Annotated in this window: 18 protein-coding genes and 1 pseudogene; 1 reads left to right on the plus strand and 18 read right to left on the minus strand. The window is 41.9% G+C overall.

All coding sequences use genetic code 11. The features are described from left to right. The 18 genes and pseudogenes from BTA30_RS16845 to BTA30_RS16925 form a co-directional block, all read right to left on the minus strand. The coding region (locus tag BTA30_RS16845; RefSeq protein ID WP_142243715.1) for a type I restriction enzyme HsdR N-terminal domain-containing protein at positions 1–1,310 on the minus strand (1,310 nt) is incomplete at its 3' end. A gap of 43 nt (positions 1,311–1,353) precedes the next feature. Beyond that, positions 1,354–1,842, minus strand: a complete 489-nt coding sequence (locus tag BTA30_RS16850) for a hypothetical protein (RefSeq protein ID WP_076762475.1) — start codon at positions 1,840–1,842, stop codon at positions 1,354–1,356. Between the two features lie 175 nt (positions 1,843–2,017). Beyond that, the gene (locus BTA30_RS16855) at positions 2,018–2,971 is read right to left on the minus strand and encodes a glycoside hydrolase family 25 protein (protein WP_076762476.1); all 954 of its coding nucleotides are present in this window, start codon (positions 2,969–2,971) and stop codon (positions 2,018–2,020) included. A gap of 57 nt (positions 2,972–3,028) precedes the next feature. After that, entirely contained in the window at positions 3,029–3,292 is a 264-nt protein-coding gene (locus tag BTA30_RS16860) for a phage holin (RefSeq protein WP_026586553.1), read from the minus strand. A 15-nt stretch (positions 3,293–3,307) separates the two neighbouring features. Continuing rightward, positions 3,308–3,577, minus strand: a complete 270-nt coding sequence (locus BTA30_RS16865) for a hemolysin XhlA family protein (protein ID WP_076762477.1) — start codon at positions 3,575–3,577, stop codon at positions 3,308–3,310. An 82-nt stretch (positions 3,578–3,659) separates the two neighbouring features. Beyond that, positions 3,660–4,493: a hypothetical protein gene (locus BTA30_RS16870; protein WP_076762478.1), complete on the minus strand. Its 834-nt coding sequence runs from the start codon at positions 4,491–4,493 to the stop codon at positions 3,660–3,662. Between the two features lie 139 nt (positions 4,494–4,632). Further along, a pseudogene (locus tag BTA30_RS16875) lies at positions 4,633–4,821 on the minus strand (XkdW family protein); the annotation flags it as partial. 12 nt (positions 4,822–4,833) lie between these two features. Continuing rightward, positions 4,834–5,919: a hypothetical protein gene (locus BTA30_RS16880; RefSeq protein ID WP_076762480.1), complete on the minus strand. Its 1,086-nt coding sequence runs from the start codon at positions 5,917–5,919 to the stop codon at positions 4,834–4,836. After that, positions 5,920–6,195, minus strand: coding sequence for a hypothetical protein (locus tag BTA30_RS16885; protein ID WP_076762481.1), 276 nt, complete (start codon positions 6,193–6,195; stop codon positions 5,920–5,922). Then, positions 6,192–6,770 (minus strand): putative phage tail protein, encoded by a 579-nt coding sequence (locus BTA30_RS16890; RefSeq protein ID WP_076762482.1) that lies wholly within the window; start codon positions 6,768–6,770, stop codon positions 6,192–6,194. The genes BTA30_RS16885 and BTA30_RS16890 overlap by 4 nt, the downstream gene beginning before the upstream one ends. Further along, positions 6,757–7,800, minus strand: coding sequence for a baseplate J/gp47 family protein (locus BTA30_RS16895; protein WP_076762483.1), 1,044 nt, complete (start codon positions 7,798–7,800; stop codon positions 6,757–6,759). Before BTA30_RS16895 ends, BTA30_RS16890 begins: the two co-directional genes overlap by 14 nt. After that, positions 7,793–8,218 carry a DUF2634 domain-containing protein gene (locus BTA30_RS16900; RefSeq protein ID WP_076762484.1) on the minus strand — a complete coding sequence of 142 codons (426 nt, stop codon included), beginning with the start codon at positions 8,216–8,218 and terminating at the stop codon, positions 7,793–7,795. The genes BTA30_RS16895 and BTA30_RS16900 overlap by 8 nt, the downstream gene beginning before the upstream one ends. A gap of 12 nt (positions 8,219–8,230) precedes the next feature. Next, positions 8,231–8,539, minus strand: coding sequence for a DUF2577 domain-containing protein (locus tag BTA30_RS16905; RefSeq protein WP_076762485.1), 309 nt, complete (start codon positions 8,537–8,539; stop codon positions 8,231–8,233). Further along, on the minus strand, positions 8,536–9,516 hold the full coding sequence (locus BTA30_RS16910) for an XkdQ/YqbQ family protein (protein ID WP_076762486.1): 981 nt from the start codon (positions 9,514–9,516) through the stop codon (positions 8,536–8,538). The genes BTA30_RS16905 and BTA30_RS16910 overlap by 4 nt, the downstream gene beginning before the upstream one ends. A gap of 16 nt (positions 9,517–9,532) precedes the next feature. Beyond that, positions 9,533–10,192 carry a LysM peptidoglycan-binding domain-containing protein gene (locus tag BTA30_RS16915; RefSeq protein WP_076762487.1) on the minus strand — a complete coding sequence of 220 codons (660 nt, stop codon included), beginning with the start codon at positions 10,190–10,192 and terminating at the stop codon, positions 9,533–9,535. Beyond that, the gene (locus BTA30_RS16920) at positions 10,185–15,437 is read right to left on the minus strand and encodes a transglycosylase SLT domain-containing protein (RefSeq protein ID WP_083696877.1); all 5,253 of its coding nucleotides are present in this window, start codon (positions 15,435–15,437) and stop codon (positions 10,185–10,187) included. Before BTA30_RS16920 ends, BTA30_RS16915 begins: the two co-directional genes overlap by 8 nt. Positions 15,438–15,440: 3 nt before the next feature. Continuing rightward, positions 15,441–15,590: a hypothetical protein gene (locus BTA30_RS22805; RefSeq protein ID WP_094777351.1), complete on the minus strand. Its 150-nt coding sequence runs from the start codon at positions 15,588–15,590 to the stop codon at positions 15,441–15,443. Positions 15,591–15,619: 29 nt separating this feature from the next. Next, positions 15,620–16,069, minus strand: a complete 450-nt coding sequence (locus BTA30_RS16925; protein WP_076762489.1) for a phage tail assembly chaperone — start codon at positions 16,067–16,069, stop codon at positions 15,620–15,622. Between the two features lie 165 nt (positions 16,070–16,234). On the opposite strand from BTA30_RS16925, the gene BTA30_RS24160 reads away from it, so the two are divergent. Beyond that, entirely contained in the window at positions 16,235–16,318 is an 84-nt protein-coding gene (locus tag BTA30_RS24160) for a putative holin-like toxin (RefSeq protein ID WP_275667118.1), read from the plus strand. The last annotated feature ends 264 nt before the right edge of the window (positions 16,319–16,582 follow it).

Below are 16,582 nucleotides of genomic sequence, written 5' to 3' on the forward strand. Positions count from 1 at the left end.
ACAAGACACACTTCAAAGTTAGAAGTTATTAAATAGTTCATGATTTTTTCAATATGTATCTTTTTATTCTCTTGATATCTTTCTATAAAATCTCCTATTTTTTGTTCCAGTTTATCAGGTTCATTCCTATAGCCCTTCCAAGTTCCTTTTAACTTATCTGATATTTCATCCTTGTATATTTCCTGTAATGTATCAAATTCATTAATATCAATTTGATCGATGTTTTTTAATTGTTTCTCAATATCTGATAATATCTTTGTTTCAACATCATCTACATTCCCATACCAGGTTTGAAAATCAATATAACACCAAATTAAGTTCCTATGTAATCCTCTTAATAATTGGGAGTGAAATCGTTCTATAAATGTACTTTTCCCTGCACCTAAATTTCCAAATAAAACAAATACATGTCCCTGTTTTAAATCATTATTCTTTTGAAACTGCATTATTAAATCTCGCTCAAATTTACCTGCTGATTCATCAGAAATTTCCAATTGATCTACAGCTTCAAAAGGAAGTCCTAGTAGGGGAATACGTCCTTTAATATATTTCTTTAGGTCTTGCCCATATGAATCAAGATTTTGATTATTACAGTAAACTTTTTGCATTAATTTTTTATCGTGGGTTATATCTCTAAAATATTTAGTAAGTATAGGTGTCAAAGGAGCAGATAATGGATTATATCCGACCCTGTCTTTTCTGTACGTTTCATTTGATATCGACTTACTAAAAAGAGGCTTTTGTCGAACGACTTTTCCTTCTTCTAAGAGATTTACGAAATACGAATAACCATCATTGAAAGGAGAGAGCATTTCATATAGCTTATGAAAATTCCTGTTTATCGAATCTTTTCCTACAAAGGCGATAGTATCAATACTTCTATCGTGTGGTGAATATGTTTTGCTAAAAATAATATTTAGTCCGTTACTAACAACACAAAAAGGACAATTTTTCTCCTTGGCATAACTCCTCGCCTGTTCAATTGCATTATAAAGTGACAATTTAGTTTTTTGGAGATTACTTGAAATTAAAGGTTGGGGACTAGATCTTTGATTAAGACAAAAATCTACTTTGTTGCTTTTGGCTTCTATAACAAACTCATTGCGAGTAGTTTTACAGTAATAATCAATAAACCCAGCTGAAACTTTGGGTTCTCTTTTAATATGTGGTTCATCCCAAGATAATACCTTTGTTAGGAGTGGATCAATAATTTTGCATCTTAGATCTGTTTCGGACAAATTTATATCATTAAAAAAATCAACAGATTCCTCTAGTTCATTCCATGCATCTATAGCCTTATTGATATGCATTTCTTCCTCCAATTAAAAAAGATTAAGACTTTATATCTTAATCTTAATCAACAATACCAATTTTGGCAAGAATATCTAAGGCATATTTAGCTTGAAACCTTTCATACTTAGGTTTTTCCGAAACTAATTTATCCAACACAAACTTTAATCCTAAATATGAATATTCTTCATATAAGAAATGAACTGAAGCCAGAAGCTCAATCCAATCAGCTTCCGATAAACCCAGTCGATTTTGTTCAATAGCCTGTTTTAACGGCAATAATTGATCCTTAAGCGCATCCTTAATTTTAAATTGAGATGTATCAATATTGCTTTGATTATGTCTTTCATCATATAGGACACGAGTCAATGCTGGAGAATATGGTCCTTTTTTATACCAAGAAAATTCATAGTCTCCACACTGAACACCCATCTGTCCAGCCAGATAAACAATTTTTTGAGCAATAACACGATCGTCTAAACTGTTAACGGAGGGCGGACGATTAACAATAAAATCATGCACCACATGAACAGACAAATATTGAGCATTCATTCGAAACCCCTCCACAGCACATAGTTAGATTATATTATATCCAATAATGAAACAAAATAAAACAGTTCAACTTAAATTTTTAGAAAAAAAGAACATTAGTTCCCTTCACCTATAGGTGGCAAACGTATGACAAAACAAAGCCTCTCTCACATGCGAGAAGAGGCTTCAGAAAACTTTATTTTACACGAATCTTTTGTCCAACATAAATCTTGTTTGCATTCTTGATGCTATTCCAAGACTGCAGCGTCTTAATTGATGTATTGAAACTTTTGGAGATTCCTGATAAAGTGTCGCCAGATTTGATTGTGTAATACTGTTTTTTATTCGATGCTGTTGAAGCACTGCTGCTAATCTTTAATTTTTGGCCAACATAAATCTTATTCGCATCTTTAATGTTATTTAGGCTCTGAAGAGCTTTGACAGTTGTTTTATATTTCTGCGCGATGCCTGAAAGTGTATCTCCTTTTTTGACAGTGTAAGTCGTGTTGGATTTCCCTGACTTTTTGTTTGAAATAGGTTTTACTTCATATGTTTTTTCTGTTTTTACAGATGCCTGCGCCCGCAACCCGTCTCGATAACATATGTTCATATCAACATTACCGGAAATGCCTGATACCTTTCCGCTAGAAGAATACTGCCAGATATCTGCATGACGGCCAAGTACGGAATTATAACGGGCAACCCATAACGCAAAAGGCTTCAGTTTGGATTCATCAAGACAGTTCTCAAGGAAAGACTTGCCACTGTAAAACATAGCGAAGTAACCGGCTTTTTCAACTTCCAGTAAAAAGGCCACTGCTGCATCTGTCAAAACCGATTTGCTGACATTCCTCTGATTCACTTCAAGATCAAGTACAAGCGGATAAGAGAGATTGACCTTTTTGACAACTGACAGAAAAAACTCGGCTTCTGCCAATGCTTCTGACTTGGAACCGAATCGTGCAAAGTGGTAAGCTCCCGTTTTAATCCCCGCGGCGTTTGAACCTGAAACGTTCGTTTCAAATTTCTCGTCCTTTAGAGTTGTCCCTTCTGTCGCCTTAATAAAGGCAAATTTGATCCCATCCGCTGCAACCTTCTTCCAATCGATATTCCCTTGCCAGTGTGATACGTCAATGCCTTTAATTCTCATAAAAAATCCTCCTTAAAATTATTAAAAAAATAATTAAAAGGCTGCCAGCTGGCAACCTCATTTCGTTAATCCTTTTTGTTTCAGAACTTCTTTTTGTTGTTTTCCTTTACTTGTGACATAGTTGTGTTTCCACCAAGCAACAACCGATGTGATGATTGTAAACGCCGTGGAGCCGGCTAAGTATAGAGCATCCGCCAACGTGTTGACCTGGTCCTCGCTGATTGGCAGAGCTGTCTTCCCAAACATGATCATCGTTTGGTTTACCAATGCAATAAAAAGAAGCACCGTCCGGACGACCGTGCCTTTGTCTTGGTTTTTCATAATATGTTTTCCTCCTTATTTTTGAAGCAGGTTATAAAAAACAGCGATCGCGCCTCCGATGATGCCAGTGCTGACCGCTGTAATGATTGCGCCCGTGATGCTGCGCTTAATCCATGTTGTGTTTTCTTCAATTTTGTTGAGCTTTTCGTTAATTGAAATGATCTGCTGATCGTGGCGTTCAGATGTTCTTTCTAGGGTGCTGACACGCTTCTCAAGCGTTTTTTGATCCGCCTTGATCTCTGTGATCTCTTTCTGAAATACATCGTATTCGTTTGTTTGCGACATCTCCCTTAATCCTCCTGTTCTCACATCGGTTTCACCTCCTTTGAGGCAAAATAAAAACACCGTTTTTTACGGTGTGATCTCCTTACAAGAAATGAGTAACCACAAGATTTTTCACTTTTACATCTGTTTCTCCATTATTGGTCAGCATGATCCGCGGGGAAGCAGACAATAGATCAACCTTCTGAGCGTCCCGGTCATTATTTTCTAAAACGATGACATCTTCATATTCCTTCAATGTATAGTTGCTTGTCCCTGGGATGATGTAGGTCATACGAATGCTCAGATTCGTCTTTTCATAAAGGTAAACCGCAAGACCAAGCTGGTGACCGACTGCGTCAATGTTTAGATAAACGGAGTCGCCTGCTGCGATCGTTTCCTCTTCTAAAAAGCTCTCTGAAATATTTGTTTTAAGTGCTTTAATAGGAAGACCGTCAGCCGGAATCTCTAATGAGGGAGTCTCTAATCCTCCTGAAACACGGACATCCTGTTCACCGGCACCAAGTGACTGATAAAGGGCAAAGTCAGACTGCTCCAGGTTGCCATTTACATAGCGGAAACGATAGTATCTTTTAGATAGATAAACCCACCCTGTATCACCCAATGCATTTTCTGATACATCAAGAGATTTCACTGTGGACCAAGAATTCATATTATCGCTTTCTTCTACATATAAAGAGCCTGCCTGATCTGCAAAAGCAAAGCCTCTCACTTTTGAAATGAGCACATCTCCAAGTCGGTCTTGCCCATACTGGTTAAAAACCTCTGTTGCTTTTAAAGGTAGATTGGTAAGCAGCTCTGCGCCACCGCTGACATTCATGTTAGGAACGACAAAATCAGTTTCTCCCTCTCGAAATGGTTTCACCGCACCTGCTCTTGAATCAGCATCCAATGGAAACAAAAAATTATATTTAGCCAATGTTCATCCTCCTCTATTTCTGTATATTTGATTCAGGCTAATCGAATGGATGAAGCACGCCTCCATAGATCACCCCCCTAAAAGGCAAAATAAAAAAGCCCTCGTTCATGGCTTTTCTTGGTCCTCACTTTTAAAATGAATCAGGCGGCACGAAAGATCGACCCTTTTGGGATTCTTTCCACCATATCTGTAATTCCTCTTCTGTCGGAATGGGTGCTCTTACATTCCACTGTTCAATATATGGGCCATCCCCGTCGTTTCTTAGTACAAAGTCTTTGTTGGGTGTGGCATCAGGATATTTCCACTTAATCGCATCATATAAAATCAAAAAAACCTCCCCCTAAAAAAGTGATGGATTTACGCCCCCCGTTTCTCTAATTTCAAAATAATTATAGGCTTCATTTCTGTCTGAAATATAACGGGTCACGTCGTCGTACCCAACGTACATATACATTTCAAGGTAATCACCCTTTTTCATAGGAACCGTTCCAGATCCATAAACACCCACTCCAAATTCTTTAGACGTCGATGGACCTTCAGGTTTATGTCTATAATGGGCAATATTTTTATACTGTTTACCATTCAAATAAATCGTCAGTTCAAAATTTGAATAGGTTTGGAAACTATCTATATACAAACCGGATTCTACTAAGTACATGCCGTCATTTGGGGCCACAAATCGATTGTTACTTGTATTAAAAGCATTATGGCTGTCGGTGATCTTCTGATTGAATTTTATTTTGTTATATGTCCCTTTATCTAATTTTTGTTTGACATTTATGGTGGCTCTGGTATATGCGAGCCCTGAGATTTTATGCCAGCCTGTCCACCCTTTAGAGATATACCACTGTCTTACCCAGACACATGTACTCAAATAGCCATTTCCGTTTCCATAAAAATACTGCGTAAAACGATAGGTTGAAAAATTCTCGTTTTTTACAAAACCATAAGCAAGCGGATAGCCTGTTGTGTTGTCCTGCCCGATATCCATGATGGTGATGCCAATAGGATATTCACTTCCTGGTGTTCTTGCATCTTGAATAGACTTTGAAGCCGGCAAAACGGTTAATTTTTCATTTGTGAACGTCTGATCTGCATATGTTTTGGCGTTTTCTTCCGCGAGATCTGCTTTCTTCTGGGCGGCAGCAGGCGTTTCCTTGGCGTTCCACTTTATCCTTTCATCTTCTGATATATGAATCTTTGTATCACCTGCGTGCTGCTGAAATTCCTTTTTAGAGGCTTGCCTAACATTTTCAACATTCCCAAGCCCAATTTGAGACTTTGTAGTTTCGTGCGGGTTATTTAGATCATTTTTATGGGCAGCCAAATCGGTATGCGCCTCTTTAATGCCTTTTTCCCAGCGATTGACGTCATCTTCGTTTATGGGGTCATCCGGGAGCCAGTCAGTCTTTGCTTGGTATGCCATTTATTCCACCACCTCAAAAGTAAACCGGAAATCTAGTGTGCGGTTGGTGCTGACATCCAGATCGGGGCTTCGTTCTGTGATCACATTGTCTTGATCATCGACGATCTGGACACTTTCAATATGGTTGACATCTTCCTCACGTTTGGTCAGAACCGTGACGGTCGTGCCGCTGATCGTGATATCGGCAATTTTGGTTTCTTTCCCATTCAACAAAACCTTTTTGATCCTGCTTTTCAGATCGGCAGCCACACGCGCCCTGTAATCTTTTGTGATCATGTTAAAACCACCTCATTATTATCGAGTGTAACGGAGTAACCGACCCGGAGTTCTTTTATTTTTCGATATCTCCGACGATTCATCGTGACTGTATCCTTGATTTTCAGGTGCTCATTAAAGCCCGGCCGAAATGTATAGGCAAGATGGGCAGGCTTCATATTTTCAAGTGTTTCAATGAGCTCTCTGACATTCTGCAGGTCGTCAATGTCGATATCTACATTAAACCGGTACTCCTTCGGAAGCAACCGGACTTGGGCCGAAGGATTCTTTAAAAATCGATTCAAGGCTTGTTCAATCGCCTGATAAGTAGCCGGCGGAATATTCGATGTTTTAGAAATGAGCCTTAAACGCCTAATTTCTGTTGAATCCCCGGGTTCTCTGGCCACGTTTAAAAGGGCCTCCCATCGATCAAGGCCCCATGTCGCTGTTGTAATGAACAGCTGATCTGTTAGATCAAAAATATCGCTGTTCTGCTGCTCAAATTCCGGTGCTTCAGCATGCAGAATCTCACTCATTTCTCTTATTTTTGTGAGAAAGGGTGGCAAATAGTTTTCCATTTCTTCAATCTTGCTCAAGGATTGTCACCGTCCCAAGCTTCGGAATTTCTTCATCCTTCAGCTCTAAGTTTTTGGTATCCCCATTTATTTTCACATCAGAATAATCGCTGACGGAGTCCGCGTTAAACACAATGTTATTGATCTTTGAAAGCCGAACAATACTTTCCGTAAATGCAATTTCTTTAAAAAAGCTTTGTATTTTTTCTTCGATTTCTTTTTGGACATCCTCTATTTTATAATCAGGCTCCGGAACAACAGTGACATCAATGTTAACCTTTTTATATACTGCGCTTTCTACGGTAACCGTCGCACCGATCGGGGCCTGCCCTTCCCCTTTACCGGGATCAGGATCGATATAGTCTTTTACCTTATCGACCAAGGTATCCGAAGCAGGTTCCATTTTGGCATTTGTAATCACGATTTTAACTGTTCCGTCTCCATCCCAAAGAGGAAATATTTTTGCCCGGCCAACGCCGTCTACCTCTTCGGCCCATTGCTTATAGTGCTGTTTATTTGCACTTACGGCTTCCCTTCGGACTCGAACGGAATATCGCGCATACAATTCTTCATCTGTTTCTTCTTCCTTACCTGGTACCAAAAGTTTCCCCATGACAGCTGACTCGAGTCCAGGAATCGTATCGAGAGAAAGGAGAGAACGCCCATCTAAATTGGCATTCCCGGCTTCTCCAGCCGTCTCACATTCTAAATTTCCACCCTTCGTAAACTGAAAATATAAATTATCTACAAAGAAGCGAGAACCGACAGGTAGGCGGACGCCCTTCGTAAATATTCCGGCTCTAATCGCTTTCGTTGCCGGCTGCCTTTCCAATCCTGCTTCAGCGGCCCGCCTGTCTAAAAATTCACCTTGCGCAGTATCTGCGAAGACCAGTTCTAACACTGTATCCAGCCAGATATAGGATTGAGCAAGTTCAGCGGCCGCAGGAGCCAGCGCGTTCCAGATGACGCTATTCTCCCGCTTATCAATATCAGCAGGAACACGATCGAGCATGCGCTCCATAATCTCATCAAACGTCTGATCTTCAAACATCTTCACCGATCACCTCCTCGATTTCCAAGGCCCCTTCGTCCGTTTCAACCGTAAACGACACATGAAAGGCGTCTTCTATCTTCTCGATCTCAAAATCTTTTACGGCCGTGATCCTTTCGTCGAAAATCAAAGCCTCCTCGATCAGCCGCGGGATCTCCATTTCTTTATAGGCATCGGTTGTTTCATTGTCAGAAAGAATCTCCTGCAGCTCATTTCCGATGTCGTGACTATAAATGGGATAAGCATAGCGTTCCGTTCGAAGGGCCATATAGACCATCTGTTTAATGGCATCAAGCCCCTTTATCATCTCATTTGTTATTCGGCCGGACTTAAAATCAATTTTGAATGTTTTTGAGGTCTCAATAACGTCACTGTCATCTTCAATATCTTCAAATTCTACTTCCGGGGAAAGCGCCAAGTCAGACACCTCCTATATCTTATCGATCACATAAAAAGATTGCCCGCCTGGCATGGCCGCAATCATCACATGGTCTCCTGTATTCAATTGATTGTAAAAACGAATCGTTTTTTTCTCTCCATCAAGCTCTATTTCTCTCGTATGTTCCGTTAAATGTTCAGCAACCACCAGTAAATCTGAAGGGATTACTAATTTGTCGTTGTCCCGGATTTTAATGCTCAGAGGTGAAACCGATACGACTTTCGCGGGCATCACATCGACTGGTGACTCAGCTTCAACAGCACCGAGAGCCAATTCCTTTATGGCATCACTTAACCTCATGATGAAACACCTGCAGGAGTATTATTTTTAGAGACGACATCAATTGTCATGGTGTGCTTAGAGCCTTTAAATTCATGCTTGTCTTTATCGACCCAATACTTTTGTTTAATGCCGGCTTCCGGAATAGAGATATACACCGGCATACCACTTTGAAGATCCGGAATCCCAAGAGCCTGAATACTTTTCAGCTCTTTTTTGACACCTTTTTTCTGCGACTGCCTGACCTTGGCCCGCTGCTGAAGCTGCGCCTGGTTGATGTTATCTGATACCGTCTCGACATACTGCAAAACCCCATACTTCTTCATTCCGGAACTATCGCTCGCGGTGGCCGTATAGGTTTTATTGTCTTTCTGCCGGCGCATTTTTACGCGTGTCGCTGTGTCATTTATAGATGTACTATACTGATAATCCGTAATATTGACGCCGGTTTCTAACACCCATATTTCTGAAGGATCGGGCCATGCCCGCAAACCTAGCTTTTCTTTGGATGAATAGAGCTGATAGTTTTTCCCTGTTTGCTTTTTCGTTTCCTTTAATGCCTTAAAGATGATGTCATAAAGCGATGTATCATCTTTAAAAACAAGAGATTTAATCGTATACCCTGTATTTGCGATTGAGGTCTTTGGAATCTGAAAATCATTGGTAATCCGCCGGACAATTTGATCTGCCCGCTTGTTTGAAAAAACATAGACATCTTTATTTTTCACAAGATACTGCAGCATATCATAGGCAGTGAACACCAATGTATGTTCATCTGGAATCCGGGAAAACACAATTCCTCGGAAAAGCTCTTTCCCTTTCCACTTGAATAAGACCGTATCACCTTCCTGAACACTGTAATATGTCTGATCACCCTGTTTGACTACGATTGTCGCCTGAATGGAACGCGGAGCCTTATATCGTTGTCCTTCAAGCGAAACACTTTCAGTGACAAGCTCCCGCCACTCCGTTTCTGTAATCACGAATAGTTCAATCATATCGGCTCACCTATCCTCATTGAGGTATCTTTAATTTCTGGCCAGGGAAAATCCAATGACCAGGCTGCCGAATGTTCCGCTTACTCCGCTTGATCATGGCTTTTTTGTTTGCATTCCAGATTTTTCGCCACTTCAGGCTGTTTCCATAAAACCGGCCAGCAATATGCCAAAGGGTATCTCCTTTTTTCACGGTGTATACCTTTGGGGCTGACTTTGACGGCCGTTTCTTTTTCGTCATCTTTTTTTGCTTGATCTTTCGCGGAGACGCTGTTTTATACTCCTTTAATGTGATATCAAAGTCACGATCGCCAATGTCTTTTTGGCCTTCATGATGAGTAAAGGAATCAATACTGCAATTTAAATTGATCTTCGTTCCGGTAACGAGAAAGCGAACCGGCTTTTTATTTTTAATCCACCGCTCGATCGTTGCAATCGCGTTTTCCGGTGAAGGGAATCCTTTGTATTCAGCCAAAGGGGAATACTTTTTCGGAAAATAAGACGAAAAAGAAATTGTCTTGGTGTTCGGATCATTGATGAATGTGACCTCGCCAAACTTGGCCACTTTGACGGTTTCGTTCGCCATGTTATTGGTCACGTCTATTTTTTCAGGGAGAACGGGGAAGCGAAGCTTTTCCTTCCCCTGCGATAGCCAAAATTCATAAACAGATTTAGTCAAAAGCTACACTTCCCTTCGTTCCAATGTTGATGTCCTCCTCTAATTCATCAACTAAGGCCTGTTTAATTTTATCAATCAAGCGATCAACATCTTGATCATTGTGAAAATGCTGGTCACCATTAAAATTGACATTGATTTCTTTCATTCCAGAAGGTACGACAGTTGTTGCCCCGGACTGACCAGAAGTAGCAATATCCACTTGATCAGACGACATGCCATTCTGCGAAGCTGACGGATCATATATATCAAGGCCAAGAGCTTGCGCTGCTTGGGAAAGCAGATAGCGGCCGCGGATGCCCCGCTCTTCTGGAATAATCCATTCTCGCTTTCCGCCTTCGCCGACGCGGGCAATTTGTTCATCGGAGATTAACCCGCCGTTCGCGTAACCCCTGTAGCCGCCACCATTTCGCTTACTTCTCATTCCCGGTGTATTAAAAACTGAACCATATCGAGCTTTGATGTAATTAATGGCCGCCACAGCATTATGAATCGGATTCCATATATCATTTAACCCCTTCATCTTATAGGCGTTAAAGGTTGGATCAATTGTTTGCATTAGCCCTTTTGACGGCGTACCGCGCTTGGCATTGCTATCCCATAGGTTAATGGCCCGCGGGTTCCCACCTGATTCATGCATAGCCATCTGAGATAATGGACCGAGCCAACCCAATGGGGTTCTTGTGATCATAAGGGCTTTAGCCAGCCATTCTTTTACGTTACCCCCGACTGACCCCATCCCTGCGAAAGCTGCAGCAAGAGATCCGGCTTGTTTTTCGGCGAAGCTCTTCACATCGATAGAGCTTAGACCTTTCACAATACCTACAGACGCAAAACGCCCGAGGCTCATCATGACTCGGGATGGAGAATGGATATCCAATTCATCGCGGAAGGCTTGTTCCACTTTCTTCGCCAATTCCTTGGCGGCTTCTTTCACTTCACTGGCTTTTGAATTCATACCCGTCACAAAATTGCCGACCATGCCAGATCCCCAACCGCTTGATGACTGTTTAGCATCAAGGAATGGTTTATTGATATGTGTACTGACATATTGGTTCGTACCTGTATGTGTTGCATTTTGACCAGCTGCAAATCCTTTGACAGTATTCACGCCCCAAGAAGAAGACGTATTGACCGTATTTTGAAATGGTGTTTTGACTTTGGACTGCAGGAAACCATCCGTTCCGGTCGCCGTTGCATTTTGCCCCACCGCGTATCCGGTTACAACATTTTTCCCAAAGGATGGAGAAATCGCAATAAGGTTGTTAAATGGCATTTGAATATTTTTCTGCTTCCAATCCTCCATAGAGACAACGTTCGAATTTAATCCTTCATTAAACCCTTCTGTAAATTGCTGACCAAAAGACGTTGCTTGATTGGTAATGTCGCCGCCCGCATTCATCGAAGGCGTGACTGAAGCAGAATAAGATGCAGCACTTGAAATTGGTGTTACAGTTCCTGCATCAGTGGATGCCGAACCAATATCATCGACAACCTGCATGCCAAGCTGAGTTGCTGCTTGTGAAATAAGCATTTTTCCGCGACCGCGGTTATTTTGAGTTGGGATGACGAACTCGTTTCCGGCTTCACCGATCCAGGAGATAGTTGGTTTTGTGATATATCCACCTGTAGCCTTTTTGTCTGGTTTCTTCTTCCGCTCAAAACCAGTCTTTTCTTTACCGATTTTTTCAAAAGTTGTTTCATTGTCACCATATATAAGGTTGTTCCAGCCTTCTTTTAAAAATCCGCCTAATTCTTGTGCTTTTTTCCAGACCTCACCGGCCCAACCAAATGCATTTTGAAAAGCAGTGCCTATATCATTAGCAAGATCCAAAACGGGATCCAGAAGCTTATGAAACCACTCATCTATTCCCTTCCAGGTTTCTTTAATATTTTCTAGCGCTTCTTCAAACTTGTTCCAGATCAGTTTAGCCAGTTTAATGACTGGTTTTAAAATGGGGTCCCAGACATATTCAACAAACCATGTTGATACGGTTTCCCAAGTTTCACGAATCCAATTCCATGCTTTAACAAGCCAGTCCCAAATGGTGGTTGCCGTGTGTATGGCCGGAACAAGAATTGGGTCCCAGACGTTTTCGACGAACCAAGTTGAAACGGTGGACCACGTTTCAGAAATCCAGTTCCATGCTTTAACGAGCCAATTCCACACATCTATTGCAAATTGGACTACGTGTGACAATACTGGATTCCAAACATAATCCATGAACCATGCTGAGACAGTGGACCATGTTTCAGAAATCCAATTCCATGCTTGGACAAGCCACCCCCACACATCTATTGCAAACTGAACGACATGTGACAATATTGGATCCCAAACATATTCCATAAACCATGATGAAGCAATCCCCCATACCAGCTGAATGGTGTACCAAGCTACCGTAAAGAAACCAACGACATTGTTAATGACTCTTACAGCGACATTGTAGAAAGGAGTCCAAACGTTATCATTAAACCAGGTTGATACGGCGTTCCAAGTGTTTTGAATCCAAGTCCAAGCTTGGACGAACCAATCCCAGACCTGAATGGCAAAATCAACGACGGGTTTGATCAAAGGAGTCCAAACGTTGTCCTGGAACCAAGATGTGACGCTTGACCATGTGTCTTGAATCCAGGTGAGGGCATCATCAAGAGCTTTAGAGATTGGATCTGACACATTATCTTTGAACCAGTCAGATACTTTCTCCCATGTATTTTGAATTTCACCCCATGTTTTTTCTGATTTTTTCACAAGAGAATCCCATGTTTTCAGGATACCGCCGTCATCAAACCACTTTCCGATGCTTTTTCCAAGGTCCGAACCACCGATACCGCCGGCGACACCTCCAAGAACACCACCAATAGCGGTTCCAATTCCCGGCGCAATTAGGGTTCCAAGTGAAGCCCCGGCACTTGCTCCAGCAGCTGATCCTCCAAGACCGCCGCCAAAACCGCCTAATTTTTCACCCGCGTTGTCCTTATTTATGCCGATTAGCTCAGTTGCTGCGAGTGCGCTTCCCAAGATAGGAACACGTTTACCGATTGATTTTGCCCCTCTGCCTGCTCTATGTAAGAAGCCGCCACCTCTGGCTTGATTTGGATTAGATGGAGAAACCCTTTCATCTCGGCCAAACCAAGGGTTTCGGTACTCTCCCCTTCTTCCACCTCTCCTGTTCCTACCGGAGGATGTGAGTGGTCCAGCACCTGCTCCGCCGGAACCCGGTCTGTTTTTTAACCACTTGTATCCGGCGAAAACACCAGAAATAAGCTTCCCAACAGGTTTTAGAAGGTGGCCAATCTTACCGATAAAAGCTAGAGCGAAGGCATCAGCGAGAAGAGCGCCGCCGACAGAACCTTGTCCAGTGACCGCATCCCAATTTAATTTGGCCAGCTTTCCTGCAATCCGCACTGATAGTTCAACTGGATCAAGAGCATCAACAAAACTGATAATAAATTGACGGCCGGCTTTTGTTCCTGCATTGACAAAGCCATTTTCGGATGATTTATCATCTATCCCTAAGAGACCATTTATCACTCCGTTTATAACACCGCCGTAGGTACTACCGAGATTGCCCGCCATTTTAATTAAGCCGGGTTCGCCTGTTTTTCTCCACCATTCTCCGAAGACATCCTTCGTATTGTCGAGAACAATATGCCAGCGGGTTTCAAAATCCATATCCCTGTATTTTTGCAGCTGATCAAACCGTTTTTTCAGTTCAGGATCTTCTTTAAATTTCAGTTCGAACTCTTTCTTTTGTTTTTTTGTGAGCTCTCCTGGAAAAAGGATTTTGAACTGTTCACCGATGAAGCCAAATACATTTTTCGTCGGATTCAAGAAGCTTTCTGCAAAGCCCTTTCCTGCCTTCTGAGCTTTATTTGTAAGGTCTGTCAGTACAAAAGAGTATTCACCGCGCCATTCTCTAAACGCTTCAAGAGCAGGCTGAAAAGCCTCTGCCAGCCCTTTTCCCCATGGCATGAGGATGGAGTTATTGATAAATGATTTTACTCCTAAAAATAAGTTAGCGAGATTGTCAGACATCTTGACCATCATGTCATTGTATTTGCTGAATTCCTTTGTTACCTGCGGCCAAGTTTTAGAAATGTCTTCTCCGCTCTCCGCTAATTTCTCAAGTTTGTTTCTCGTCTGACCAGAAATGGCCCCCATTTCTTGCAGGGCTGCCGTAGCATCCCCGATCGGACGGCCCGACTTGATACCATCATAAAGGCGACCCATCCAAAGAGAGACTTCCGAGAATGGCCGCTGCACACCTGCAGCCACGTCACCGACAAGTTTCATCCCTTCTGCAGTTGAAAGAGCATTTCCGGTAAAGACTTGCAGCACTCGGCTTGATTCGAAAATTTCATCCCGTGTAAACGGAGTTTGGCCGGCGAAAGTTGTTAACTCGTCCAACCTTTTATTGGCCGCATCTCGGCTTCCGAGCAAGGTTTCAAATGCCGTCGTCATATTTTGACGATCAGCGACCATCTTTAAAGGAACCACAATTCCGCCTGTCGACCCAGCCCCTACACCGAGAATTCCAAGTGTTGAAGTTGCCGCGGAAGCGATCGCTCTTAGGGGTTTTGTTGCAAGGTCTAACACCTTAACTGTTGTGGTCCATGTGCGATTCAAATGCTCATTTGCAAAAGAAGTAATTCGACGGGCAGGTGCCGTAAATCGATCAATGGCTTGAATGCTTGACCTGTAGTATTCAGGAATTTCACGCCTTGCGCTTGAGACAATACGATTGACGGTTCTCGTTACCATGTCTACCGCGCGAACCGTGACATTATAGCCTCTTCCCAGCTGATCCCTTGCATACCTGGAGATACGGCGAATGACGGCCGTCGCCCGATCATTTGCCTCAATAATGATTCGGCGTGGGCCGGATAAGTGACGATCCAAATAGCGTCTAAGGCGCTGAATCGGTGGTGTTGCCCGGTCAACGACTCTCATCATAATTTCATGGGTATGCGGCATCCTCCGAGCAATAAACCGATTGATTTTTTGCATTGATCGTGTCGCCAAGTCCTTCACAGACAACACAAGCTGATGAGACCTCCCGATATCTCGGAGAATGAACATATGAATTCTTCTCAACGTTTGACTGGCCCTGTCTCTTACACGAATAACAAAAGGGCGTTGCTCAGTCCTTTGTCTGAGTCTATCAATACGAGTCATCTCACCCCGGATAACACGTAAACGAGAGGTAATGCGATCCTGCAAATCAAATCGTGCGGATAATCTGGCCATAATCTATTTACCTCCCTTCTTTGCCTCTTTTTCTAGCACTTCAAGCTTGTGACCAATAAGCCCAAATAAAAACGCCTTGAAATTTCGCGGCGCTTCATAAATCTCTAGTAATTGGGATGGAGAATAATGAAGCTCATGCATGCAGTAATACAAATACACGGCCTCCTTATTCCCATCCTTGATTAGTTTTTTACAGCTGTTTCTAAATCTTCGGGGTCATCCTCAAAACCATTAATCTCAATAGCTTTCTGAAGCCAGTTCGCGTATTCACCACCAACGGATAGCACACGTTTGGCAACTTCCACCGGATCAGGTGTTTTATACGCTTCTCTCAATTCCTTTGAACAGAAATCTGGGTAAACAGTAGATTCAACCGCAATTCGTGCATAGAAACGTTGAGTGTCCAGGTCTTTCACGCGGCCTCGGCCTTTCACATTTTTATAGGTTGTATTCTCTTTTTCCAGCTCATCGATGCGCTCTGTCGTGATGGCTTTAAAAACAAAAGGAATAACGTTACCGTCTTTGTCTTTAAAACGCTTTGAAATTGGCACTTTAACTTCCTCCGATTCCTCTGTCTGTCCTGGCATAAAGAAAGAAAGATCGTATACTTTTTCGTTTTGTTTTTCGCTCATGTTCATTGGCTCCTTTGTTTTTAAAATTTTTGAAATACAAAAAAGCACATTCAAAAAAAGAATGTGCTTTCCAAATAAATCATGTATAATAGACGCAGTACATAAAGTTATAACTCCTCAAAGGTAAACTAGCTCACTCCCTAATGAAAGGGGGTTTAGCCTATGATGTCAACGTTTCAAAGTTTATCTTTGATGTTCATGTTCGGGATGTTTATCCTTGCGTTTTTGACATACCTTAAAAAGAAGTAGACCTCCCTTGAGCTACTAAACTTTAAGGGTGGCCAAATGTTTGTGTACCTAGGAGCTAGGCCCCTTTGATCATTTACTTTGTGTACAATTTTAGACTTGACTGTTGCAGCAGTCAGGTCTTTTTTAGTTTATGCAAGATGCTTAAAAAACAAACCACAATTTGCAATACTTTTGTTTAACGAAAAATGTAATGCATTACATAAATGAATTATACACTATTATTACGTAGTTTTGTAGTATAAAATCGATCTTGTTTACGGTTCT

This window comes from Bacillus swezeyi, assembly GCF_001969815.1.
Classification (GTDB): domain Bacteria; phylum Bacillota; class Bacilli; order Bacillales; family Bacillaceae; genus Bacillus; species Bacillus swezeyi.

Coding starts and splice junctions, on each gene's coding strand:
- BTA30_RS16850 (WP_076762475.1), bottom strand. CDS start 1,842: ATGAATGCTCAATATTTGTCTGTTCATGTGGTGCATGATTTTATTGTT.
- BTA30_RS16855 (WP_076762476.1), bottom strand. CDS start 2,971: ATGAGAATTAAAGGCATTGACGTATCACACTGGCAAGGGAATATCGAT.
- BTA30_RS16860 (WP_026586553.1), bottom strand. CDS start 3,292: ATGAAAAACCAAGACAAAGGCACGGTCGTCCGGACGGTGCTTCTTTTT.
- BTA30_RS16865 (WP_076762477.1), bottom strand. CDS start 3,577: ATGTCGCAAACAAACGAATACGATGTATTTCAGAAAGAGATCACAGAG.
- BTA30_RS16880 (WP_076762480.1), bottom strand. CDS start 5,919: ATGGCATACCAAGCAAAGACTGACTGGCTCCCGGATGACCCCATAAAC.
- BTA30_RS16885 (WP_076762481.1), bottom strand. CDS start 6,195: ATGATCACAAAAGATTACAGGGCGCGTGTGGCTGCCGATCTGAAAAGC.
- BTA30_RS16895 (WP_076762483.1), bottom strand. CDS start 7,800: ATGTTTGAAGATCAGACGTTTGATGAGATTATGGAGCGCATGCTCGAT.
- BTA30_RS16905 (WP_076762485.1), bottom strand. CDS start 8,539: ATGAGGTTAAGTGATGCCATAAAGGAATTGGCTCTCGGTGCTGTTGAA.
- BTA30_RS16910 (WP_076762486.1), bottom strand. CDS start 9,516: ATGATTGAACTATTCGTGATTACAGAAACGGAGTGGCGGGAGCTTGTC.
- BTA30_RS16920 (WP_083696877.1), bottom strand. CDS start 15,437: ATGGCCAGATTATCCGCACGATTTGATTTGCAGGATCGCATTACCTCT.
- BTA30_RS16925 (WP_076762489.1), bottom strand. CDS start 16,069: ATGAGCGAAAAACAAAACGAAAAAGTATACGATCTTTCTTTCTTTATG.
- BTA30_RS24160 (WP_275667118.1), top strand. CDS start 16,235: ATGTCAACGTTTCAAAGTTTATCTTTGATGTTCATGTTCGGGATGTTT.